This is a genomic window from Rhodococcus jostii RHA1 (assembly GCF_000014565.1).
Lineage (GTDB): Bacteria > Actinomycetota > Actinomycetes > Mycobacteriales > Mycobacteriaceae > Rhodococcus_F > Rhodococcus_F jostii_A.
Genome location: NC_008268.1, coordinates 4,429,469 through 4,454,767, shown reverse-complemented (window position 1 = coordinate 4,454,767; position 25,299 = coordinate 4,429,469). Strand labels below are relative to the sequence as shown.

Genomic DNA, 25,299 nt, shown 5'->3' with positions numbered 1-25,299 from the left:
CTCCGCGCAACCAATGGCGGATCTCGGATAGGACCGCGATATGGCCGATCAGGCGAAGCTCCTCGACTATCTGAAGCGAGTCACCGCGGAGCTCTACCAAGCGCGGGAAAAGCTGCGCGAGGTCGAGGGTGTGAGCCGCGAACCGATCGCCGTCATCGGGATGGGCTGCCGGTTCCCCGGCGGGGTGCGATCGCCGCGGGATCTGTGGCGCCTGGTGGAGTCCGGCACCGACACCGTCGCGGGGTTCCCCGAGGACCGGGGCTGGGGCCTGGCGGACCTCTACGATCCGACGGCCGAGCAGGCCGGCAAGACATACACGGTGCAGGGCAGCTTCCTCGACGACCCGGCGGGGTTCGACCCCGAGGTCTTCGGCATCTCGCCGCGCGAGGCGCTGGCGATGGACCCGCAGCAGCGACTCCTGCTGGAGACGAGCTGGGAGACGTTCGAGCACGCCGGCATCGATCCGCGGTCGGTGCACGGCCGCCAGGTGGGCGTGTTCACCGGGCTGTCCGGCATCGACTACGCGGCGCGGGCGGGCGGCATGCCGCCCGAAGACCTCGAGGGGTACTTCATCACCGGCAACGCCATGAGCGTCGCGTCCGGCCGTGTGGCCTACAGCTTCGGCCTGAACGGTCCCGCGATCACGGTGGACACCGCGTGTTCGTCGTCGCTGGTCTCGATCCACCTCGCCATGCAGGCGCTGCGCAGCGGCGAGTGCGAGCTGGCGCTGGCGGGCGGGGCGACCGTCATGGCGACCCCCGCGGTGTTCGTGGAGTTCAGCCGCCAGCGCGGGCTGGCTCGGGACGGCCGGTGCAAGGCATTCTCCGCCGCCGCGGACGGCACGGCGTGGGGCGAGGGCGCGGGGATGGTCGCGTTGGAACGCCTGTCCGACGCAGAGCGCAAGGGTCGCCGGATACTGGCCGTCATCCGCGGCAGCGCCGTGAACCAGGACGGCGCCAGCAACGGTCTGACCGCCCCTAACCGGCAGGCTCAGGAGCGGGTGATCGCGCAGGCGCTGGCCAATGCGGGACTCGGCCCGGGCGACGTCGACGTGGTCGAGGCGCACGGCACCGGCACGAAACTGGGCGATCCGATCGAGGCGTCCGCTCTGCTGGCCGGTTACGGCCGCGACCGCCCCGCCGACCGGCCGCTGTGGCTCGGCTCGGTGAAGTCGAACCTCGGGCACACCCAGGCGGCTGCCGGCGTCGCCGGGGTGATCAAGATGATCATGGCGATGCGGCACGGCGTCCTGCCCCAGACTCTGCACGTCGACCGGCCGACCCCGCACGTCGACTGGTCCGCCGGTTCGGTGTCGTTGCTCACCGAGAACCGGGAGTGGCCGGCATCCGATCGGCCCCGGCGGGCGGCGGTCTCGTCGTTCGGCATCAGCGGCACCAACGCCCACGTCGTCCTGGAGGAGTCCCCACCGGTCGAGCCGCCGGCGTCTGAATCAGACTCTCCCCCGGACGAAGTCGTGGCCTGGTTCGTGTCGGCCCACACCGAGCCGGCGCTGCGCGCCCAGGCCGAGCGGTTGCTCGACTACGTCACCGAGCACCCCGGCCTGACGCCCGCCGCCGTGGCATGCGCACTGCTGGGGTCGCGTGCCACGTTCGACCACCGCGCCGCCGTGATCGGCGCGCGGCCTCAAGGCCTGCTGAACGGCCTCGACGCACTCAGCCGAGGCGCGCCCAGCGCCGACGTCGTCACCGGCGTGGCGTTGGAAGCGGGCGACCGGCCGGTGTTCGTCTTCCCCGGCCAGGGTTCGCAGTGGGTGGGCATGGCCACCGAACTCCTGGACACGTCGCCGGTGTTCGCCGACACCGTGCGGGAGTGCGCCGACGCGCTGGCCCCGTACACCAACTTCTCGCTGCTGGACGTGCTGCGCGACCGCGATCCCGCGGCGCTGGACCGGGTCGACGTGGTGCAACCGGCGCTGTTCGCGATGATGGTCGGTCTCGCGGAACTGTGGCGTTCCCACGGCGTCGAACCGGCGGCCGTCGTCGGACATTCGCAGGGCGAGATCGCGGCCGCCTATGTCGCGGGCGCGCTGAGCCTTTCGGACGCAGCGCTCGTCGTGGCCGCGCGCAGCAGGGTGATCGGCGCGTCGGCCCGGCGGGGCGGCGGGATGGCCTCGGTGGCACTGCCGGCGGACACCGTGCGGGAAAAGATTCAGCCCTGGGCCGGCGCCGTCGAGGTCGCGGCGATGAACGGGCCGTCCGCGACGGTGATCTCGGGCCCCGTCGACGCCCTCGACGCCCTGATCGGGCAGTTGCAGGGCGACGGCGTCCAGGCCAGGCGGATTGCAGTGGAATACGCGTCGCACTGCGCGGACGTCTCCGTCCTGCGGGAACCCATTCTCGACGTCCTCGCGTCGATCACTCCCCGCCGGTCGCGAATTCCGTTCTACTCGTCGGTGACCGGTGGCGTGCTGGACGGCACCGCACTCGACGCGGACTACTGGTACCGCAATCTGCGACGGACGGTCCGCTTCGAGCAGGCGACGAGATCGCTGGCCGCGGACGGGTACCGACTGTTCGTCGAGTCGTGCAGCCACCCCGTCCTGTCCGTGCCGTTGCAGGAAACCCTCGACGCTGCGGGCGTCGCAGGCCGAGCCGTCGGCACCATCCGGCGCGACCGTGCGGGCCTGCGCCAGTTCACCGCCGCACTCGCCGAGGCGCAGGTGTACGGACTGCACGTCGAGTGGGACCGGGTGAGCTGGGCTCGGCACGACGATCGGCAGCAGTGGGTGGACCTCCCTACGTACGCCTTCCAGCACCGCCGCTACTGGCTGGAAAGTCCGGTGCCGCAGGGCGATTTCGCGTCGACGGGCATGGAAGCGGGTGGGCATCCGATGCTCGCCGCGTCGGTGGAGCTCGGGGACGGCCGGGGCGCGGTGTTCACGGGTCTGCTGTCGCCACAACGCCTTCCGTGGCTGAGCGATCACGGCGTCAGCGGCACGGTCATTCTGCCGGGCACAGCTTTCGTGGAACTCGCCCTGCACGCGGGGAACCGCGTGGGGTGCGGCCGGCTCGAAGAACTCGCCATCGAAGCACCCCTGGTGATTCCCGCCGAGGGTGAGGCGGCACTGCAGGTGAGCGTGCTGGCCGACGGCGAATCGGGTCGATCCACGGTGTCGGTGCACTCCCGGCCTGCCGATGCCGCGCAGGACACCCCGTGGACCCGGCACGCCACCGGCACGCTCACGGCGGCCGTGGACACCGCCGACTCCCCCGAACAGCAATGGCCGCCCGCCGATTCGACGCCGATCGACGTCCGAGGTCTGTACGACGTACTCGACGAGGCCGGCTACGAGTACGGCCCGGCCTTCCGTGGTCTCCGCGCGGCGTGGCGGCGCGGCGACGACCTGTACGGCGAGGTGCGGCTGAGCGGAGAGGACCCGGCTGCGGCGGTCGCGGGATACGGAATCCATCCGGCGGTGCTCGACGCGGCGCTGCACGTGATTGCGCTCGGGGCCGCCGACACCGGTGTCCGGCTGCCGTTCGCCTGGGACAAGGTGCAGCTGCACGCCGTGGGCGCCACCGCCCTGCGCGTGCACGTCACCACTATCGGACCCGAGCGCTACCGGGTCTCCGCGTACGACGCGGCAGGCGGACCGGTGCTGACCGCCGATTCGCTGGCACTGCGGCCGCTCGGGGAAGCGGGCGTGCCCGCCGCCGGGGTCCGAGACAGCCTCTACCGCGTGGAATGGATGCCGGTGGGTGCGTCCAGCACGGCTCCAGCAGAGCTGATGCCGCTCGAGGAGGCGCTTGCCGGCGGTGATCCGGAAGGTCGCGTGCTGTGGCTCGACCGCGAACCGGGCGACGAACCGGACACGCCGGCCCGCGCGCACGCCGCCGCGGAGGCGACGTTGCGGGCGGTCCAGTCCTGGCTTCGCGAGGATCGCCTGGCCGAGACCCGGTTGCTGGTCACGACGAGGCTCGCGGTGGCGGTCCGCGACGACGATCCGGTCGACGACGTGTCTGCCGCCCCATCGTGGGGACTGATCGGCGCGGTGCAGAACGAGCACCCGGACCGCATCACGCTGGTGGACCTGGACGTACACGCCGGTGACCCTTCGCTGATCGCCATGGCTCTGGCCTGCAACGAGCCTCAGCTGGCCATCCGGGACGGTGTACTGCTGGCGCCCATGCTCGCCGCGGTGACGCCCGCCGCATCGGCACCCGAACCGGGACCGGCACTCTTCGGTCCGGACGGCACGGTCCTGATCACCGGCGGCACGGGAACCATCGGCAGACTGATCGCCCGCCACCTCGTCGCGCGGCACGGGGTGCGCCGTCTGGTGCTGACAGGCCGGCACGCACTCGATGCCGAGAGCGCGGCCGAACTGCGTGCCGAGTTCGCCGAGTCGGAGGCGGAGGTCAGCGCTGTCGCCTGCGACGTGGCCGACCGCGCCGCGGTCGCCGCTCTCCTTGCCGGCATTCCCGACCTGTCCGGCGTGATCCACGCCGCCGGGGTGCTCGAGGACGCCACCGCCGCCACCCTGACCGAGGACCAGTTGCACGCCGTCCTTCGTCCCAAGGTGGACGGCGCCTGGCATCTGCACGAACTCACCCGGGACCGCGACGTGTCGGCGTTCGTGCTGTTCTCCTCGGCGGCGGGGGTGCTCGGCGGCGCAGGCCAGGCGAACTATGCGGCGGCGAACGTCTTCCTCGACGCACTCGCGCAGCACCGCCGTGCCCGCGGGCTGCCCGCGACGTCGATGGCCTGGGGACTGTGGGACCGGCCCAGCGGCATGACGTCCCATCTGAATGCGGCCGACCTCGATCGGTTGCAGCGCAGCGGCATCGACACCATCAGCCCGGAGTCGGGTCTGGCCCTGTTCGACGCTGCTCTCGCCGTGAACCGTCCGTTGATCGTGCCGATACGGCTCTCGACGAGGGCCTCTCGATCCGAGGGCGAGTCGCTGCCGCCGATCCTGCGCCGGGTGCTCGGCGTCCGTCGTCGCCGTGCCGCGGCGGCCGATTCCCCGACCGGCCTGGCCGAGGAGTTGCGGGCGCTGGATCCCGGGGAGCGGCACAACCGGGTGCTCGACATCGTCACCACCCACGTGGCGGCTGTGCTGGGTCACGAAGGCAAGGAGGCGATCGACCCGGAACGTGCCTTCAAACAACTCGGTTTCGACTCGCTGACCGCCGTGCAACTGCGCAATCAGCTGGCGACCGCCACCGGCGTGCGACTGGCCGCGACGGTGGTGTTCGACCACCCCACCGCGGACGCGCTGACCCAGGAGCTGGTGGCGCGCCTGCTCGGGGACGATGCGGCTCCGCAGCCGGCCGGACCGACACGTGCCCGCAGGGACGACGACCCGATCGTGATCGTGGGAATGGCCTGCCGTTACCCGGGCAAGGTGTACTGCCCGGAGGACCTGTGGCGGCTCGTCCACGACGGCCGCAACGCCGTGGGCGCGTACCCCCACAACCGGGGCTGGAATCTCGACGAGGTGTACGACCCCGACCCGAACCGGGCCGGCACCACGTACATGAAGGAGGGCGGGTTCCTCTACGACGCAGACGAATTCGATGCCGCCTTCTTCGGGATCAGCCCGCGCGAGGCGATCGCGATGGACCCGCAGCACCGGCTGCTCCTCGAGAGCGCCTGGGAAGCCTTGGAACAGGCCGGAATCCGGCCGACCGCGCCCGGCCTCACCGACACCGGCGTGTACGTCGGGCTGATGGGCGGCGACTACGGCTTCCACCTGATGACTCAGCGCAACGTCGACGCCGAGGGCTATCTGATGACCGGGACGAGTAACAGTGTGGCGTCCGGCCGAATCTCCTACTCCCTCGGCTTCACCGGTCCCGCGGTCACCGTGGACACGGCCTGCTCGTCGTCGCTGGTGGCCATGCATCTGGCGGCGCGGGCTCTCCGCGACGGGGAATGCGCGCTGGCGCTGGCCGGCGGGGCGACGGTGATGGCCACACCCGGTGTGCTGATCGAGTTCAGCCGCCAGCGAGGCCTCGCCTCGGACGGACGCTGCAAGCCGTTCTCCGACCGGGCCGACGGCACCGGGCTCAGCGAGGGCGCGGGAATGGTGGTGCTGGAGCGGCTAAGCGACGCCCGGCGCAACGGCCACCGGGTGCTGGCGATCATCCGTGGATCGGCGGTCAACCAGGACGGGGCCTCCAACGGACTGACCGCCCCGAACGGGCCGTCCCAGGAACGGGTCATCCGCCAGGCGCTGGCCGACGCCTCGCTCGGCCCCACAGACATCGACGCCGTGGAGGCGCACGGCACCGGCACCACGCTCGGCGACCCGATCGAGGCGCAGGCACTGCTGGCGGCGTACGGGCAGGGCCGGGACGGCCGGCCGCTGTGGCTCGGTTCCGTCAAGTCGAACATCGGCCACTCCCAGGCGGCGGCGGGCGTCGCAGGCGTGATCAAGATGGTGATGGCGATGCGGCACGGGATCCTGCCCCCGAGCCTGCACGGCGACGTCCCCACCCGGCACGTCGACTGGACCGCGGGCGAGGTCTCACTGCTCGCCGAATCGGTTGCCTGGCCGGAGACCGGACGGCCCCGGCGGGCGGCCGTCTCGTCGTTCGGTATCAGCGGCACCAACTCGCACATGATCCTCGAACAACCGCCGGAGGACGCGGCGCCGGAGGTCTCTCCGTCGACGTCGCCGCTGGTCTGGGTGATCTCCGGAAAGACCGGGGACGCGCTGCGGGCGCAGGCCACCCGGCTGGCGGAGTTCCTCGACACGGACGAGTCCGAACTCCCGGATCCGGCCGACCTCGCCTACTCGCTGGCCACCACCCGATCCGGTTTCACCCACCGCGCCGCGGTGATCGGAGGAACATTCGCCGACCTGCGCGACGGCCTCGCCCGCATCGTCACGGGGCGCCCCGGCGGCAACGTCGTCACCGGGACGAGCGCCCGCGGCAAGACGGCCTTCATGTTCACCGGCCAGGGTGCGCAACGCATCGGGATGGGCCGCGGCCTCTACGAGGCCTACCCGGTGTTCGCACGGGCACTGGACGAGGTCTGCTCCGCACTCGACGAACACGTGGAAACCCCGGTACGGCAGGTCATCTGGGACGAGTCCGACGGTGGCGGCGCGACGCTCGACAGCACCGAGTACACCCAGCCGGCACTGTTCGCCGTCGAGGTCGCGCTCTATCGGCTGCTGCGGGACTGGGGCATCACCCCCGACTACCTGATCGGCCATTCGATCGGCGAGATCACCGCGGCCCACGTCGCGGGGGTGTTCAGCCTGCCCGATGCCGCCGCCCTGGTGGGTGACCGTGGACGGTTGATGCAGTCGACCAAACCGGGGCTGATGATCGCCGTACGGGCACGCGAGGAGGACATCCTGCCGCGGATCGACGGCCGCGTCGATCTCGCGGCCGTCAACGGCGCCGAATCCGTCGTCCTCGCCGGCAGCGAACGCGACGTGCACGCCGTCGCGTCCGAACTGTCCGCCGCCGGACTGAAGACCACGAGCCTGCGGGTCGAGCGGGCCTTCCATTCGACCCTGATGGACCCCATCCTCGACCAGTTCGCCGCCGTGGTGGCGAGGCTGACGGCGCAGCCGCCGAAGATTCCGGTCGTCTCCAATGTCACCGGACGCGTCGCCACCGCCGACGACCTCATGTCCCCGGAGTACTGGACCCGGCACATCCGGCACGCGGTGCGTTTCCACGACGGCGTCTGCGCCCTCGACGAACTCGGCGTCACCCGCCTCGTCGAAGTCGGCCCGGGCGCGGCGCTGGCGGCACTGGCCGCCGAGGTCGTCCCGAACACGATCGCCACGCTGCCCGGGCGCGGAGACGAAACACACGGGATCATCGAGGCGGTCGCCGCCGCCTACGTGCAGGGCGCAACGATCGACTGGGATCGGGTACTGCCCGGTCGCCGCCGCGTGGCCTTGCCCACCTATGCATTCCAGCGCCGTTCCTACTGGCCGACGGCGGCCACCCGCCACACCGGCGATCCGACCGAGCTGGGTCTGACCCCGGCCGACCATCCGCTGCTCGGTGCCGCGGTGACCCTCGACGACGACGCGACCCTGTTCACCGGACAGCTGTCGCTGCACCGGGATCCATGGCTCGTGCCACCGACGATCGACGACGGCGACCAGCCGGCGGCCGGCGCAGCGAAGACGCTGCTGCCGGCGGTGCCGGTCGAACTCGCCCTGCACGCGGCCCACCACGTCGGTCTCGACCACATCGACGAACTGACGCTGGACCATCCGCTCGTCCTCCCGCCGTCGGGACTGGCCTCGATTCGAGTACTGGTGTCGCCGCCCGGCACCGACGGCGCTCGCACCGTCACGATCTCGTCGAAGTCGGGTGACCTCGACGGCCCGGACAGCTGGGTTCGGAACGCTTCGGCGACGATCGACGACGTCGTCGGCCCCGTCGCCGCTGTGCCGCAGCAGGACCCGGGCGACACCGAGACCGAGGTGCGTCTCGACGACGGCACCGACACGACTGGATTCGGCATTCATCCGGAACTGCTGCAGGCGGCGATCGAGCCCCTCCTCGGGTGGGACGGCTGGCCGGTGACCTGGTCGGGGATCCGTCTGCACACCGTCGGCGCGGAGGCGATGACCGCCCGGTTCACCCCCGGCCCGGACGGGCGGTACCGCGTTGCCGCCGTCGACCCCGCGGGTGAGCCGGTGCTGACCGTCGATGCGCTGCGGGTGGCGCAGAGGGCGGTCGACGGGCAGGACGCAGGCCGGTCGCCGTCCCTGCGACTGCACCGGGCGGCCTGGATCCCGGTGGAGGTGGCCTCGTCCGAACGGCCCCTCGGACCGGCGGTCGTCCTCGACGCCGAGGGGTTCGGCGACCCGGGTGTCGGTTCGACGTTCCCGGGTTACCCCGACCTCGAGACGTTGCGGACCGCGATGCAGTCCCGGCCGGACGACGACGATCTGCGTCCGTGGACGGTGCTGGTCGGCTGTGCAACCGAGGGCGACCACGGTCCGGACGCGGCCCACGACCTGTGCGCTCGGGTACTGCGGCTGCTCCAGGAGTGGCTCGACGACGAGGCCGTCGCCGACAGCCCGCTCGTGATCGTGACGCGCAACGCCATGGTCACCGACGACGGGCAGGACCACGACACCCGTCCCGACCTCGCGGCCGCGGCCGTGTGGGGTCTCGTCGGCTCCGCACAGAACGAGAACCCGGACCGGTTCGTGCTGATCGACCTCGACGACGAATCCGACGCCGAGACCGCGGTCACGTCGGCGCTGGCGAGCGGGGAACCGCAATTGGCGGTCCGGAACGGCACCTTGCGCGCACCGCGGTTGCGGCGCATGCCCGCCGTCGACGAACCGACACCGTTCGATCCGGGCGGCACCGTCCTCGTCACCGGCGGCACCGGCACGGTGGGATCTCTCGTAGCCCGGCACCTCGTGACCGAGCACGGAGCACGGCACGTGCTGCTGACCAGCCGGCGCGGACCCGACGCCGAGGGCAGCGACCGGCTGCGCAGCGAACTGAGCGGTCTGGGCGCCGAGGTGAGCATCGTTGCCTGCGATATGTCGGACGCGTCGGCGGTCGCCGCGCTGCTGGCCGGGGTACCGTCCGAACACCCACTCACGGCGGTGATCCACGCAGCCGGCGTGATCGACGACGGCACCCTCGCGTCACTCACCCCCGAGCGGCTCGACGCGGTCCTACGCCCGAAGGTCGACGCGGCCTGGAACCTGCACCTGCTGACCGCGAACAGCGACGTGCGTGCGTTCGTCATGTTCTCGTCGCTCGCCGGCATCCTCGGGGCCCCCGGGCAGGCGAACTACGCGGCCGCGAACATGTTCCTCGACGCCCTCGCCCATCACCGCCACGCCCTCGGGCTGCCCGGGCTCTCGATCGCGTGGGGCATGTGGGCGACACCGAGCGCCATGACCGACAACCTCGGCGCGATCGACCTCGCCCGCGCCCGCCTCAGCGGAATGATTCCCATGCCCGCGGCCGACGGCCTGGCCCTCCTCGACAGCGCGCTGGCCGCCGGTGCACCCACGGTCGCGGCCGCACGGTTCGACCACTCCGGTTCGGCCGCACCGTACGTTCCCGCCCCGCTGCGCGGCCTGATCCGGGAATCGCGCCCGCACGCCGCGGGGTCGGACGCGGTCGTGACCGGAGCGAGCGGGTCCGGGCCGTCGGATTGGGCGCAGCGCCTCGCCGACCGGTCGATCCCCGAACAGCGGCACCTGATGCTCGATCTGGTGCGCGGCGGGGCGGCCACGGTGCTCGGCTACGACGCGTCGGACTCGGTGGACCCCGACCAGGCGTTCAAGGAACTCGGCTTCGATTCGCTGGCGGCCGTTGCGCTCCGCAATCATCTCGGCGCCGCCACGGGTCTGCGGTTGCCGCCGACCATGGTGTTCGACCACCCGAGTCCGCGTGCCGTCGCCGAGTTCCTGCGCTCCGAACTCGTCCCGGACCCGATGTCCGTCGCTCTGGCCGACGTCGACCGGCTTCGTGCGACCATCGCCGAACTCGGCGAGGACAGCGAGGCGCGGTCCGCCATCGCACAGCGTCTAGGAAGCCTGTTGGCCGAGGTCGGCACGTCCGACGATGCGCATGCGGCCGCGGTCGACAAGATTCACGCCGCGACGAGTGAGGAGATCCTCGATCTCATCGATCGCGGACTCTGACCCGAAACAGTGCGGGTGATCGCCGCCGGGAACACCGGCCCCGCAGGCGATACGATCGTCGCCGTCACAGGCCTCGAAAGGAATCACACGCCCCATGCGCCGCACCCTTGCTCTGACCGCCCTCACCGTCTGCTCCGCGGCAATCCTCACCGCCTGCGGTGGCGACAGCGACACCGCCGCCTCCGAGACGACGTCCGCCTCGGCTTCCGTGGCGGCGAGGACGACCGCCGCCACCGCCCCTGGCAGCCGCGTGTTCTCGGTCGCCGACGACCCGCAGACGGCCGCCGATTACCTGGCCTACCTGCGCGCGAACAATCAGACCGTCACCGACGACGACCTGGCGGTCCATCAGGCCGGGGAGATCTGCACCGCCCTCGACGCGGGCAAGCCCCTCGATCAGGTGCGTGAGGAGTGGACGCCGATGCTCACCAACGACGGCGTCTACCCGTACATCATCGGTGCGATCACGCGGTACTGCCCCGATCACGAGAACGTCCTCAACTGATATGTAGAGGAGTCTGTCAAGAGGGCAGAGTGAGGCGCCTCCGGGGAGCGACCCTGGAGGCGCCTCTGCACTTCATCGACAGGTCCCAGTGGTGAGCGTGTCGATATGCGACGCGCGGTCAGACTGATATACGCGGGTTGGGTACCGCAGGACGGTTTTTCGGCTGGATCGCATCCGCGTGTCTAGGGTCGAGCGTCGGCCTCGACGGCCTGCTCATAGTTGTGTCGCGGGTCGATCCACGCGCCGTCACCGCTGGAGGTCGTCGGCGAAGCAGATCAGGGGGTTGACCGTCAGCAGTCCATCACCGCCAGAGACCAGCACCAGCCCGCCAGTTCCCGCGCAATGGCCACGTTCGCTGTCACGGGTCGTTTGCTGCGTTCGAGAAACCCCACCCACCTCTGGTGCAGGCGACGGTTGCCGTCGTCGCCTCGGGTGCGGGCCGCGGCCGGTGCCTGCTCCCACCGGGACCGCATCACTGCCCCGATGTGATAGCGCGGCCGGTGATGCCAGGCAGCTTCCACCAAGAGCCGTCGGGCGTGGGTGTTGCCGGTCTTGGTGATCGATCCCTGCACCCGGGACGAACCGGACGAGTACTCCGAGGGCACCAATCCGACGAATGAGCCGATGGTGTTGCCGGTGAACCGATTCCAGTCACCGATTTCCACCGCCAACGCGAAACCGGTCAAGGTGCTGACCCCGCGCAGGCAACACATCCGGCGGACAATCGGGGTGAACTCACTCGCCGCGGCCATCTCCTCGATCGCGGCATCGAGTCGCCGACGTCGGGCCTGCATCGTGAGCACATGGTCGTAGTCGGCGTCGAACGCCATCCGTGTCGCAGGCAAGATCAACTGCGGCGCCGCTTCGGTGCGCAACCACCGGTCATGCGCTCCGGTCCATGCTCGGCCGCCGTAGTAGACGATGCCGTGCCGAAGCAGCAGCTTCGACAGGCGGTGACGCGCCCGCATCAGATCCCCGCGGCAATCCTCCCGGGCCCGCACCAGATCCCGGGCCGCTTCCTGATCGACGCTGGGGATCGCTACCGAGGTGACCTCGTCCAGGCGCAGCAACCGGGCCAGGTGCAGAGCGTCGCGGGCGTCGGTCTTGACCCGGTCCCCGGATGGTTTCTGCAGCTTGGACGGCGCGACAACCTCACACCGGACGCCGGCGGCGGCCAGATCCCGATGCAGTCCGAAACCGGTCGGGCCGGCCTCGTACGCAACTGCTACCGGCCCCGGCAGGCTCGATATCCAGGATCGGATGTGCTCATAGGACGGGGTCAATCGTCCCTGGACCACCTGACCGGTGAGACTGTCGATGGCCGCTGCCGCGACCGAACGTGCGTGCACGTCCAGTCCAATGCTCGTACGCTCGGTAAACACCGGGGCCTCCCACAATTGTCGGATAGGCCGGGCAGGCAGGTTCGTCTGCTCGGTAACCCACGAATCTTGTGCGTGAGGCCTCGGCCCGCAAGAGCGCTCTACCGGCTCCTTTCGGGGGGGCGTCCCTCGGTTACTGCTGACCCGCCCGGCGCAGGCCGGCGATGTCAACGTGGAGCACGCGCAGCGCAGCGAGCATGAACGACGTTGAGATCGTCCCCCGCGCCGGGCGCACCCTTTCATCGGACCGAGGGGACGTCCCGCCGCAACGGGAGCGAGCTCACGACAAGTCGTGCGTCACTCCATATCGTCTAGTAGTAGGCGCTTCGCGCCCGTGCGCGGTTAACGAGTCTCTGCACTCGTCAACCGCGCACGGGCGGCGGAGCCGCTGCCTGGGGAATACCTGGACGCAGCCGGTGTTACACACCATGAAGTAGTTGAACAATCAATTACCTGAGTACGAGGAGACACCCCATGCCTGCCGTGACGGTCGACAACATCCTTGCCCTGCCGCGTATCGACGCACCCGCTCCCGGCGCCGTCGACCGCCCGGTCCGCTCGCTCACCACCGCACCCGTCGGATACGAGGGCGAAGGCTTCCCGGTGCGCCGCGCGTTCGCGGGCATCGACCTGCCCGCCCTCGACCCGTTCATCCACATGGACCAGATGGGTGAGGTCGACTACGCACCCGGTGAACCCAAGGGCACACCGTGGCATCCGCACCGCGGCTTCGAGACCGTCACCTACATGATCGACGGCATCATGGAGCACCAGGATTCCAACGGCGGCGGCGGGACCATCGGCGGCGGCGACACCCAGTGGATGACCGCGGGTGGCGGCATCCTGCACATCGAGACCCCGCCCGAGCACCTGGTGATGAGCGGTGGCCTGTTCCACGGCGTCCAGTTGTGGGTGAACCTGCCGCGCGACAACAAGATGGCCGCACCCCGATACCAGGACATCACCGGCCAGAAGGTGGCCCTGCTGTCCTCGCCGGACGGCGGCGCGCTCGTTCGCGTGATCGCCGGTGACGTGGACGGACACCACGGTCCCGGTTCCACGTACACGCCGATCAGTCTCGTCCACGCGACGATCGCACCGGGTGCGAGCCTGACGCTGCCGTGGAACCCCGAGTTCAACGCGCTCGCCTACGTCCTCGCGGGTGAGGGGCTCGTCGGTTCGGAGCGTCGTCCGATCCACATGGGGCAGACGGCTGTCTACGGCCGCGGTGACACGCTGACGATCGCCGCGGCCGACACCCAGGATTCGCGGACCAAGGCGTTCGAGGTGTTCCTCCTCGGCGGCAAGCCGATCCGCGAGCCGGTCGCGATGGCCGGACCGTTCGTCATGAACACCAAGGCCGAGGTGCTGCAGGCGTTCGAGGACTTCCAGGCCGGCCGCCTGGGTTCCGTTCCCGCGGCGCACGAAACGCTCGACTGACCCCACGTGAGTGGCAAAGCGTGCCCGGGCACACAATGCCACTCACGTGCGGAAGACAGTGCGCGACAGACGGTCCGGCGTCCCACTCAGGGGCGCCGGATCTTCGCGTCGATGCGGTGGATACGCAGGTCGTCCTGCGGGATCCGGAACGTCTCGACCACCCGGACCGTCACGAGGGTGCGGCCGAACAGTCCGGCGTCGAGGAGGTAGTCGACGGTGACGTCGTCGCCGTCGACCGTCCACACACAGTCGCGGATCGCCCGGATCACCCGGTACTGAGGGCCGCCGGACAGGCTTCGGCGCAGGTGATTTCCGGAGAACGCCGTCTTCAGCCCCACCTCGTAGCGCACGGCGCGCGGCTCGATCGGCACCGAGTTGCCGTCGTGGCTGAGCAACGCGTCCAAGTAGGCCCGGGCGACATCGACCTGTGTGTTCATGTCAGTAGTCGAACATTTCGGCCGCAGCGAGCACCAGCGTTTCCGCGTCGTCGCAGCTAGGCGCGGACGCCGCCACGGACGCCGTCAGTCGATTCGTGCGTTTGTCCCGTTCGCTCACCGGACTCGACGGCAGGTTCGTGTCGAACACCGCACCCGGGTAGAAGTAGTAGTGGCATTCGCGTGTGTCCCGGAAGTACGTGAACGTCTTGCCGTCGAGTTCGACCGCTTCGGGGCCGCCGGTCTGCGACGGTTCGGGCGACAGGGCCAGTTGCACGGACGCCGCGTCGCCGCCGCGGAGAGTGAGGAGACACTCGTAGGGACGGCTGCCCGGGGTGAACGTCTCGACGCCCCGTCCGGACATCTTCTCGACCACCCGGCACGGATCCTGCTGCGCGAGAGGGATTTCCGAGCGCAACGGCACCGGGGTGCGCAGCCTGCCGGTGATCGATCCGAGCACGATACGGGCCTCCGCGCAGTCGTCGCCGGCGGCGGAGTCACCCGTTCCGCCCGCCCCATCGAGGTACGAGACGTGCCCCCATCGCCCCGGAGCGGTGGCGTCGTCCGCCGGCACTCCCGCAACCGGGGGCAGCGAGAAGTAGAGGGTGCACGTGCCCGGGAGTGCTCCGACCGCGGGACGCACCTCGATTCCCGCCGTCGCCTCGCCCGCACCGGTTTCTTCCGTGGGTTCGCGCTCGCCCACCGTCACCTCGACCCAGACGGGGTTGGCGGGCGTGCCGCGGGGAGGCACCAACTCGGCGTGGCACGTCGAGAGATCGCCGACGGGACCGAACGCGGTGACTTGCCCGAGCGAGGCGACCAGATTTTCGTCGAGCAGTGAGCACGGGGCGATGTCGCGGGCCGCGGCGGCGGCGGCCAACTCGACGCGGCTGTGGTCGCTGACCGGCAGGCCGTAGATCGGCTCGCCGACCCCCGCCACGCTCGGCGCCCCCTCGACTACCCCGGCACACGACGCGAGCAGTACCGCAAAAAGTGCGGCCACCAGCGGTGATACCACCGTCGTGCTGCGGCCCACCGCTGTCTCCTCACTCGGACTTCGAACCCCGGCACGCGAACGATGGTGCCCGGAGTACAGTGCTGAGTATGCAGCGCGCACTCCTCCTTGGTTGCCGCGACGGGGTCTGATCCAGACTGGCTTCCCGTCGCGGGGTTTCTCGTGCGCCGGTCGACACAGCCGTTGGACTCAGAAAGTCCACATCGAATCTGGAGATCAATCCCATGTCCCCCGCTGACGCCTTTACCTCCGGAACGCGCACCATCACGCCGCCTTCCAAGCCTGCTCCCTCCGATCAGCCGGAGTGGAACACGCAGAAGAATTCGTCGATGCCGACGTTCCGCTACCGCTCCTTCTCCGAGGAAGTGGAGCCGGTGTCGCTGCCGGACCGCTCGTGGCCCGACAAGGTCATCGACCGCGCGCCGCAGTGGTGCGCGGTCGACCTCCGTGACGGCAACCAGGCGCTGATCGACCCGATGAGCCCCGCCCGCAAGCGCCGCATGTTCGAACTGCTGGTGCGGATGGGCTACAAGGAGATCGAGGTCGGCTTCCCGTCGGCGAGCCAGACGGACTTCGACTTCGTCCGCGAGATCATCGAAGACGGCGCGATTCCGGACGACGTCACCATCCAGGTACTCACGCAGTCCCGGCCGGAACTGATCAAGCGCACGTTCGAGGCCTGTGAGGGCGCGAACAAGGTGATCGTCCACTTCTACAACTCGACGTCCATCCTGCAGCGCCGGGTGGTGTTCAAGGCCGAGCGTGACGTGATCAAGAAGATCGCGACCGACGCGGCGACCCTGGCCCTCGAAGAGGCGAAGCAGTACCCCGACACGCAGTGGCGCTGGGAGTACTCCCCCGAGTCGTACACCGGCACGGAACTCGAGTACGCCAAGGAGGTGTGCGACGCCGTCACCGAGGTGCTGCAGCCGACGCCGGAGAACCCGGTGATCCTGAACCTGCCCGCCACCGTCGAGATGGCGACGCCCAACGTGTACGCCGACTCCATCGAGTGGATGCACCGCAACCTGGCCCGCCGCGACTCGGTGATCCTGTCGCTGCACCCCCACAACGACCGCGGCACCGGCGTGGCCGCCGCCGAGCTGGGCTACCAGGCCGGCGCCGACCGCATCGAGGGCTGCCTGTTCGGCAACGGTGAGCGCACCGGCAACGTCTGCCTGGTCACGCTCGGGCTCAACATGTTCACCAGGGGCGTCGACCCGCAGATCGACTTCTCGAACATCGACGAGATCCGCCGCACCGTCGAGTACTGCAACCAGCTGCCCGTCCACGAGCGTCACCCGTACGGCGGCGACCTCGTGTACACCGCGTTCTCCGGCAGCCACCAGGACGCGATCAACAAGGGTCTCGACGCCATGAAGTTCGACGCCGACTCACAGGACGCGGACGTCGACGACATCCTGTGGGCGGTTCCCTACCTGCCGATCGACCCCAAGGACGTGGGCCGCACGTACGAGGCCGTGATCCGCGTCAACTCGCAGTCCGGCAAGGGCGGCGTCGCGTACATCATGAAGGCCGATCACGGGCTGGTGCTGCCGCGTCGCCTGCAGATCGAGTTCTCGCAGGCCGTCCAGCGGATCACCGACGGTGAGGGCGGCGAGGTGTCGCCCAAGGAGATGTGGGACGTCTTCCACGAGGAGTACCTGGCTCCGATCACGCCGCTCGAGCGGATGAAGCAGAAGGTCACGGCGTCCGAGGAGGACGGCGGCACCGACTCCATCACCGCGACCGTGAAGGTCGACGGCAAGGAGCACGAGATCTCGGGTTCGGGCAACGGCCCGCTCGCCGCGTTCGTCGACGCGCTCGCCACGATCGACTTCGACGTGCGGGTTCTCGACTACTCCGAGCACGCCATGTCGGCCGGTGACGACGCCCAGGCGGCCGCGTACGTCGAGTGCGCGGTGACCGCTCCCGACGGACGGAACACCGTGGTCTGGGGTGTCGGCATCGCGACGTCGATCACCACCGCGTCGCTGCGCGCCGTCGTGTCGGCGGTCAACCGCGCGCACTGACCGCTTCCCTACCCTCGCTGCCGCAGGCGCGCACCACGCGCACCTGCGGCAGCGTCGTTTCCGGCCCCGGAAAGCGACTCCCTCCGGCCGTCGGGTGACTACCCTGGTAACGGAGTCCACACCGGACCCGAACCGCCTCGGACCCTTCGGGGGGCGTCGTGAATCTGGCATTTCAACAGCATCGTCCGGTCCGTCCGTTTCCGGCCCGGCATCGCCCCAAGGGCAGCTTCTTCTACAAGATGATCACGACGACGGATCCCAAGGACCTGGGGATTCTGTACTTGATCACGTCGTTCGTCTTCTTCATGGCCGGCGGTCTGATGGCCCTGCTGATCCGCGGCGAGCTCGCCGTTCCGGGTCTGCAGTTCCTGTCGAACGAGCAGTACAACCAGCTGTTCACGATGCACGGCACGATCATGCTGCTGCTGTACGCGACGCCGATCGTGTTCGGGTTCGCCAACTACATCCTGCCGCTGCAGATCGGCGCCCCCGACGTCGCGTTTCCTCGTCTCAACGCGTTCAGTTACTGGGCGTTCCTGTTCGGCGGCACCATCGCGATCGCGGGTTTCGTCACCCCCGGCGGTGCCGCGGACTTCGGCTGGACGGCGTACTCGCCGCTGACGAGCGCGCTGCATGCGCCGGGTGTCGGCGCCGATCTGTGGATCATGGGGCTTGCGTTGTCCGGTCTCGGCACCATCCTCGGCGGGGTCAACATGATCACCACCGTCATCTGCCTGCGAGCCCCGGGCATGATCATGTTCCGGATGCCGATCTTCACGTGGAACATCTTCATCACCAGCATCCTGATCCTGGTGGCGTTCCCGATCCTCACCGCAGCGCTGATGGGGCTGTTCGTCGACCGCCACCTGGGCGGGAATCTGTACGACCCGGCCACCGGCGGCGTGCTGCTGTGGCAGCACCTGTTCTGGTTCTTCGGCCATCCGGAGGTGTACATCGTCGCGCTGCCGTTCTTCGGCATCGTGTCGGAGATCTTCCCGGTCTTCAGCCGCAAGCCGCTCTTCGGGTACAGCGGGCTCGTCTACGCGACGATCGCCATCGCGGCCCTGTCGATCGCCGTGTGGGCGCACCACATGTACGCGACGGGCGCGGTGCTGTTGCCGTTCTTCTCGTTCATGACGTTCCTCATCGCGGTGCCCACCGGGGTGAAGATCTTCAACTGGATCGGCACCATGTGGAAAGGGCAGCTGACGTTCGAGACCCCCATGCTGTTCTCGCTCGGCTTCCTCATCACGTTCATCTTCGGCGGTCTCACCGGCGTCATCCTCGCGAGCCCGCCGCTGGACTTCCACGTCACCGACAGCTACTTCGTGATCGCCCACTTCCACTACGTGCTGTTCGGGACGATCGTGTTCGCCACGTACGCCGGCATCTACTTCTGGTTCCCGAAGATGACCGGACGCATGCTCGACGAGCGTCTCGGCAAATGGCATTTCTGGACCACGTTCACCGGTTTCCACGGCACGTTCCTCGTCCAGCACTGGCTCGGCGCCGAGGGGATGCCGCGCCGCTACGCCGACTACCTGCCCTCGGACGGCTTCACCGTCCTCAACTCGGTCTCCACGGTGTTCGCGTTCGTCCTGGGCGCGTCGACCGTGCCGTTCGTCTGGAACGTCTTCAAGAGCTACCGGTACGGCGAGGTGGTCACTGTGGACGATCCGTGGGGGTTCGGCAACTCCCTGGAGTGGGCGACGACGTGCCCGCCGCCGCGGCACAACTTCACCGAACTGCCGCGCATCCGCTCCGAGCGTCCCGCGTTCGAACTGCACTATCCGCACATGGTCGACCGGATGCACCGCGAGGCACATGTCGGCGTGCGGGGCGCGGTGGCGCACGCGACCGAACCCGCAGGCGCCGACCCGAAGGTGAACCGCCAGTAACTTCCGCGTGAAAGTTCCCTTCCCCGAGAGCTTCTCGAGGAACGGGACGAAAACGACTCTGTGACAACGGGTTGCAGATACCTCTCCGGAGGACGCCCAGTTCGGCGAAATTCCGGCCTCATTACTCCGCCGTAGGGTCGACACGCAAGTCATTGAACGCTTGACAAGCAGATCGGGGCCACGCAGAAGTTACGCGCGGGTACATATTTTCGACGTTATGCTCGCATTCCCCGAGCATCGGTCCCGCAATGGCGCAGGTCCGACGATCGCGTTCGGGGCGCCCCTGGAGGTAGTCAAGTGGGTTGTGCAGGGGTGCACGTGTCCGCGAAGGCGGCACCCAGTCCTCGGCGGACATGGCCTTGGCCATCGAAACACTCTGCGGATCAATGAGTTTTACGGAAACGGAGCGATAACAGATGTTCAAGCGAATAGCGATAGTCAACCGCGGCGAGGCGGCAGTCCGCCTGATTCGTGCGGTGCGCGAACTGAACGCCGAGCACAACTACGGCATCCGCACGATCGCACTGCACACCGAGGCGGAACGCCGCGCGATGTTCGTTCGGCAGGCCGACGAGGGTGTGTGCTTGCGCACAGTCAAGACCGGCACCGCCTACCTCGATCACGCCGAACTGGCCCGCGCGCTGCGCGAGAGCAAGGCCGACGCCGTGTGGGTCGGCTGGGGCTTCGTCGCCGAGGATCCCGCGTTCGTCGAGGTCTGCGAGCAGCTCGGCATCACGTTCATCGGCCCGCCCGCCGAATCGATGCGCCTGCTGGGCGACAAGGTGGAGGCCAAGCTCCTCGCCGAGAAGGTGGAGGTCCCGGTCGCGCCGTGGAGCGGCGGCCCCGTCGCCACCCGCGCCGACGCCCGCCGTCACGCCCAGGCCATCGGCTACCCGCTCATCATCAAGGCCCGCTCCGGTGGCGGTGGCCGCGGTATCCGCAAGGTGTGGTCGGAGGACGAACTCGAACTCGCGCTCGAGCGCACCCAGGGTGAGGCCCAGCGGTCCTTCGGCGACCCCGTCGTGTTCATCGAACGACTGGTTACCGACGCACGCCACGTCGAGGTACAGGTGATTGCCGACAACTTCGGCAACGTCTGGGCTCCCGGTGTGCGCGACTGCTCCATCCAGCGCAAGAACCAGAAGGTCATCGAGGAGTCCAGCTCGCCGCTCCTCACCACCGAGCAGGCGAACCATCTGCGCACCGTCTCCGCCGAGCTCGTGCGCGCCGCCGGCTACCGCGGCGCCGGCACGGTCGAGTACCTGTACCAGCCCGAGCAGAAGACGTTCACGTTCCTCGAGGTCAACACCCGCCTGCAGGTCGAGCACCCCATCACCGAGGCCACCACGGGCATCGACCTGGTGAAGCTGCAGATCCTCGTCGCCAGCGGTGAGCCGCTGGTCGGCGACTGCCCGCCCGAGTTCGGTCACGCCGTCGAGGCCCGCCTCAACGCGGAGGACGCCGCCAACGGCTTCGCTCCCGCGCCCGGCGCCGTGCAGCTGCTCAAGTTCCCGCTCGGCAGCGGTCTCCGCGTCGACACCGGCATCGCCCAGGGCGACGTCATCCCGCCCGACTACGACTCGATGGTCGCCAAGGTCATCGCCTGGGGTCGCGACCGCTCCGAGGCGCTGGCGCGTCTGCGCACCGCGCTCCGCGAGACCACGGTCGTGCTGCAGGGCGGCACCACCACCAAGTCGTTCCTGCTGGACCTGCTGGACCGCGAAGAGGTCATCTCCGCGTCCGCCGACACCGGCTGGCTGGACCGCACCGACGCAGGCACCTCCAACGTCCCGTCCCGGACCGCGGACGTCGCCCTGATCGCCGCCGCCATCGACGTCTACGACGCCGAGGAGAAGCTCGAGCGTGAGGCGTTCCTGTCGTCCGCTCGCGGTGGACGCCCCCGCGCCGGCCACGCCATCGGCCGCAAGGTGGAGCTCAGCTACCAGGGCCAGGCCTACGGACTCACCGTCACGCAGGTCGGCGCCCACAGCTACCGCGTCGACGGGGACGCCCCCGAGACCGAGGTCGAGGTCGACCGCCTCAGCGAGTTCGAGAGCCGCCTGGTGATCGGCGACCGCCGCCACCACGTCGTCTCGGTCGCAGGCCGCGCCCAGTACCTCGTCGAGGTCGACGGCATCAGCCACCAGATCAGCCAGGACGAGGCCGGCGTCGTCCGCGCACCGGCTCCCGCAGTCGTGGTCGCGGTGCCCGTGTCCGTCGGCGACGAGGTCGAGGTCGGCGCCACGCTGGTCGTCCTCGAGAGCATGAAGATGGAGACCGCGGTCCGCGCCCCCGTCGCAGGCCGGGTGCGGGAAGTTCTCGCCATGGTCAACTCCCAGGTCGACGCCGGAACGGCACTGCTGCGCGTCGAGGAGAGCTCCGAGGAGTCCACCGCTCCGAAGTCGCCGCGCGTCGAGTTCGATCTCGGTGCTCCCGCTTCGCACGGGAACACCCGGGCCGACGCCCTCGAGCAGATCGACGCACTCGCCGCACTGCTCACCGGTTACGACGTCAGCGCGAAGCGGGCCGGTGTGCTCCTCGCCGAGTACGAGAAGCTGCGCGCCGAGATCGCCGGCGACCCGGATCTCGTGCAGGCGGAGCTCGCCCTGCTGAACACGTTCGCGGACATCTGCGAGATCGGACGTAACCGTCCGACCGCCGACGAGGAGGACGGTGACGAGCGCGTCCACAGCCCGCGCGAGCACTTCCACACCTACCTCCACACCCTCGACGTCGAGCTCGAAGGCCTGCCCGAGTCGTTCACGACCCGGCTGTCGCGGGCGCTGCGTCACTACGACGTCACCGACCTCGAGCGCACCGCCGAGCTGGAGGAGGCGGTCTACCGCCTGTTCCTCGCGCAGCAGCGCATGGACAACCAGGTTCCCGTCATCGCCGCCCTGCTCGATCGGTGGCTGAACGAAAAGAACGCTCCCGGCCGCGCACCCAGCGGACTCGGTGAGGTCCTGGACCGGCTGATCATCGCAACCCAGGTCCGTTACCCGGTGATCGGCAACGTCGCCCGCAACGTGCGGTTCCGGTTCTTCGACGAGCCGCAGATCCGCAAGGCCCGCGAGCAGGTCTACGACGGTGTCCGCGGCAGCCTCGAATACCTCGCCGAGCGTCCCGACGCCGTCGACTACCAGGAACGTCTCGAGGCCCTGGTCGCCACCCCGCAGTCGCTGACCGAACTCCTCGGGCAGCGGATCGCACGCAAGAGCACGACCGTCGGGCCGCTGCTCGAGGTCGTCACCCGTCGCTACTACGACATCCGCACGCTCGAGGACGTCACGTCCTTCGACCGCAACGGACGGCGTTTCGTCACCGGCAACTTCGATCTGCTCGGCGAGCGCCTCAACCTGGTGTCGGCCGTCGCCGAGTACGCCGAACTGCCCGGTGCGCTCGACGAGATCGGTGCCGTCGCCTCGGAGAACCCCGAGAACCTCGTCCTCGACCTCTACCTGTCGTGGACCGCACCGCCCGCCGACCCGAACACCATGTCCGAGGACCTGCGGAAGGCGCTGGCGGCGCTGCCGCTGGCCGCGACCTGCCGCCGGGTCACGGTGTCCGTCTTCGGCGGAACCGACGTGGACGTCCGCAAGTTCACGTACCGCCCGGACGCAGGTGTCCTCGCGGAAGAGAAGCTGATCCGGGACATGCACCCGCTCACCGGCCAGCGACTCGACCTGTGGCGCCTGAAGAACTTCGACGGCACCCGCCTCCCCGCGGTCGCCGACACGTTCCTGTTCAACCTGGTCTCGCGCGACAACCCCACCGACGAACGCCTCATCGCGCTCGCCGAGATCCGCGACATCACGCCGGTCCGCAACGAGGACGGCCAGGTCATCGGTGTTCCCGCCGCGGAACGCGTCCTGCAGTCGTGCCTCGACGGCATCCGCCGGGCGCAGGCCACGCGCGGCAGCAAGCGCAAGCTCGACGCCAACCGCGTCGTGCTGTACGTGTGGCCGAAGATCGACGTTCCGGTCGAGGACCTCGAGGCGTTCGCCCGGGTCGCGGCACCGCTCACCGCGGGCGCCGGACTCGAGGAGATCACCGTGATCGCCCGGCTCCAGGGCGAGCCCGGCACGGAGTCGCGGGAGAAGGCTCTGCGCTTCTCCTACCGCACCGGTGCAGGCGTGGTCGTCAAGGTCACCGAACCGCCGACCGAGCCGCTGCAGCCGCTCGACGCGTACACGCAGAAGGTCCGCAGCTCACGTGCCCGCGGCACCGTCTACCCGTACGAGCTGATCCCGCTGCTCACCGGCCGCGACGGCAGCTTCGTCGAGCACGACCTGGACGAGTCGGGCCAGTTGGTTCCCGTCGAGCGTCCGTACGGTCAGAACAAGGCCGGCCTCGTCGTCGGTCTGGTCACCGCCCGCACCGACCGGCATCCCGAGGGAATGACCCGTGTCGCGCTCTTCGGTGACCCGACGAAGGCCCTCGGCACCGTCGCGGAAGCCGAATGCGCCCGCCTCGTCGCCGGTGTGGACCTGGCCGAGAAGCTGGGTGTCCCGGTCGAGTGGTTCGCGCTGTCGTCCGGCGCGACGATCTCCATGGACAGCGGCACCGAGAACATGGACTGGGTGTCCCGCGGCCTGCGCCGCCTCATCACGTTCACGCAGAACGGTGGCGAGGTCAACGTGATCGTGGCCGGCATCAACGTCGGTGCGCAGCCGTACTGGAACGCCGAAGCCACGATGCTGATGCACACCAAGGGCATCCTCGTCATGACGCCGGACAGCGCCATGGTGCTCACCGGTAAGAACTCGCTCGACTACTCGGGTGGCGTCTCGGCCGAGGACAACTTCGGCATCGGTGGTTACGACCGCGTGATGGGCCCGAACGGTGAGGCGCAGTACTGGGCGCCGAACCTGCCCGCCGCGTGCGAGATCCTGTTCGCGCACTACGACCACGCGTACGTCGTTGCCGGAGAACGCTTCCCGCGCCGGGCGCAGACCAGCGACCCGATCGGGCGCGACGTGCGGTCCTTCCCGCACATCCACCCGTCCAGCGACTTCACCACGGTCGGCGACATCTTCTCCGCGGAGACGAACCCGGAACGCAAGAAGCCGTTCGACATTCGCACGGTGATGCGTTCGCTCGTCGACCAGGACCACGCGGTGCTGGAGCGGTGGGCCGACATGGCGGACGCCGACACGTCCGTCGTGTTCGACGCGCACCTCGGCGGTTACCCGGTGAGCGTCATCGGCATCGAGTCGCGGGCCATCGCCCGTAAGGGATGGTCGCCGGCCAACGGTCCCGACCAGTGGACTGCGGGAACACTGTTCCCGCAGTCGTCGAAGAAGACGGCCCGGGCGATCAACGCCGCCAGCGGCAGCCGTCCGCTCGTGGTGCTGGCCAACCTGTCCGGCTTCGACGGTTCCCCGGACTCGCTGCGGCACATTCAGCTCGAGTACGGCGCCGAGATCGGCCGCGCCATCGTCAACTTCGACGGCCCGATCGTGTTCTGCGTCGTCTCCCGCTACCACGGTGGCGCGTTCGTGGTGTTCTCCGGAGCACTGAACGACAACATGGAGGTGCTGGCGGTCGAGGGTTCGTTCGCGTCGGTCCTCGGTGGCGCCCCCGCCGCGGCCGTGGTGTTCACCCGCGAGGTCAACTCGCGCGTGGCCGCCGACCCGTCGATCCGGGAGCTCGAGGCCAACCTGGCGGGCGCCCAGAACGACGCCCAGCAGGCTCACCTGCGGGTGGAGCTGGCGGCCCAGCAGGCTGCGGTGCGCAACGAGAAGCTCGGTGAGGTCGCGGCCGAGTTCGAGGCCGTGCACAACATCCAGCGGGCACAGCGAGTCGGCTCCGTCGACGCCGTCATCCCGGCCGTCGAGCTGCGTCCGTACATCATCGGCGCGGTCGAGCGCGGCATGCGCCGGGCTGTCGAAGCAGGCAAGTAGTCCCACCCGAACGGCCGCGGCACCTACCGGTGTCGCGGCCGTTCGGCGTTTCCGCCACCGCGGGTGGG

The 25,299-nt window shown here is 69.4% G+C and carries 9 protein-coding genes; 6 read left to right on the top strand and 3 right to left on the bottom strand.

Annotated elements, in window-relative coordinates; translation table 11 throughout:
- Positions 1-40: 40 nt before the first annotated feature.
- Together RHA1_RS20570 and RHA1_RS20565 are read left to right on the top strand one after the other, a co-directional pair.
- Complete coding sequence (locus RHA1_RS20570) at positions 41-10,624, top strand: type I polyketide synthase (RefSeq protein WP_011596689.1); 10,584 nt, start codon at positions 41-43, stop codon at positions 10,622-10,624.
- A 94-nt stretch (positions 10,625-10,718) separates the two neighbouring features.
- A complete protein-coding gene (locus RHA1_RS20565) occupies positions 10,719-11,129 on the top strand; it encodes a DUF732 domain-containing protein (RefSeq protein ID WP_005248623.1) in 411 nt (136 codons plus the stop codon).
- Positions 11,130-11,419: 290 nt separating this feature from the next.
- Here the strand turns inward: RHA1_RS20565 and RHA1_RS20560 are convergent, their stop codons facing one another.
- A complete protein-coding gene (locus RHA1_RS20560) occupies positions 11,420-12,511 on the bottom strand; it encodes an IS110 family RNA-guided transposase (protein ID WP_011593996.1) in 1,092 nt (363 codons plus the stop codon).
- A gap of 471 nt (positions 12,512-12,982) precedes the next feature.
- On the opposite strand from RHA1_RS20560, the gene RHA1_RS20555 reads away from it, so the two are divergent.
- Positions 12,983-13,948, top strand: a complete 966-nt coding sequence (locus RHA1_RS20555) for a pirin family protein (protein ID WP_011596688.1) — start codon at positions 12,983-12,985, stop codon at positions 13,946-13,948.
- 86 nt (positions 13,949-14,034) lie between these two features.
- On the opposite strand, the gene RHA1_RS20550 is transcribed toward RHA1_RS20555, so the two are convergent.
- Entirely contained in the window at positions 14,035-14,385 is a 351-nt protein-coding gene (locus RHA1_RS20550) for a DUF8021 domain-containing protein (RefSeq protein ID WP_009477281.1), read from the bottom strand.
- Position 14,386: 1 nt separating this feature from the next.
- Entirely contained in the window at positions 14,387-15,418 is a 1,032-nt protein-coding gene (locus tag RHA1_RS20545) for a hypothetical protein (RefSeq protein ID WP_011596687.1), read from the bottom strand.
- A gap of 203 nt (positions 15,419-15,621) precedes the next feature.
- Between RHA1_RS20545 and leuA the strand changes: the two genes are divergently transcribed.
- The 3 genes from leuA to RHA1_RS20530 all read left to right on the top strand — a co-directional run bounded on the left by leuA (position 15,622) and on the right by RHA1_RS20530 (position 25,231).
- Entirely contained in the window at positions 15,622-17,430 is a 1,809-nt protein-coding gene (gene leuA / locus RHA1_RS20540) for a 2-isopropylmalate synthase (RefSeq protein WP_009477279.1), read from the top strand.
- A 158-nt stretch (positions 17,431-17,588) separates the two neighbouring features.
- Complete coding sequence (ctaD, locus tag RHA1_RS20535) at positions 17,589-19,328, top strand: aa3-type cytochrome oxidase subunit I (protein ID WP_011596686.1); 1,740 nt, start codon at positions 17,589-17,591, stop codon at positions 19,326-19,328.
- 416 nt (positions 19,329-19,744) lie between these two features.
- Positions 19,745-25,231 carry an ATP-binding protein gene (locus RHA1_RS20530; RefSeq protein ID WP_009477277.1) on the top strand — a complete coding sequence of 1,829 codons (5,487 nt, stop codon included), beginning with the start codon at positions 19,745-19,747 and terminating at the stop codon, positions 25,229-25,231.
- Positions 25,232-25,299: the final 68 nt, after the last annotated feature.

What these genes read in the sequence shown, in the direction of transcription:
- RHA1_RS20555 (WP_011596688.1), top strand. Translation starts at nt 12,983, where the DNA reads ATGCCTGCCGTGACGGTCGACAACATCCTTGCCCTGCCGCGTATCGAC.
- leuA (WP_009477279.1), top strand. Translation starts at nt 15,622, where the DNA reads ATGTCCCCCGCTGACGCCTTTACCTCCGGAACGCGCACCATCACGCCG.
- RHA1_RS20565 (WP_005248623.1), top strand. Translation starts at nt 10,719, where the DNA reads ATGCGCCGCACCCTTGCTCTGACCGCCCTCACCGTCTGCTCCGCGGCA.
- RHA1_RS20550 (WP_009477281.1), bottom strand. Translation starts at nt 14,385, where the DNA reads ATGAACACACAGGTCGATGTCGCCCGGGCCTACTTGGACGCGTTGCTC.
- RHA1_RS20570 (WP_011596689.1), top strand. Translation starts at nt 41, where the DNA reads ATGGCCGATCAGGCGAAGCTCCTCGACTATCTGAAGCGAGTCACCGCG.
- RHA1_RS20530 (WP_009477277.1), top strand. Translation starts at nt 19,745, where the DNA reads ATGTTCAAGCGAATAGCGATAGTCAACCGCGGCGAGGCGGCAGTCCGC.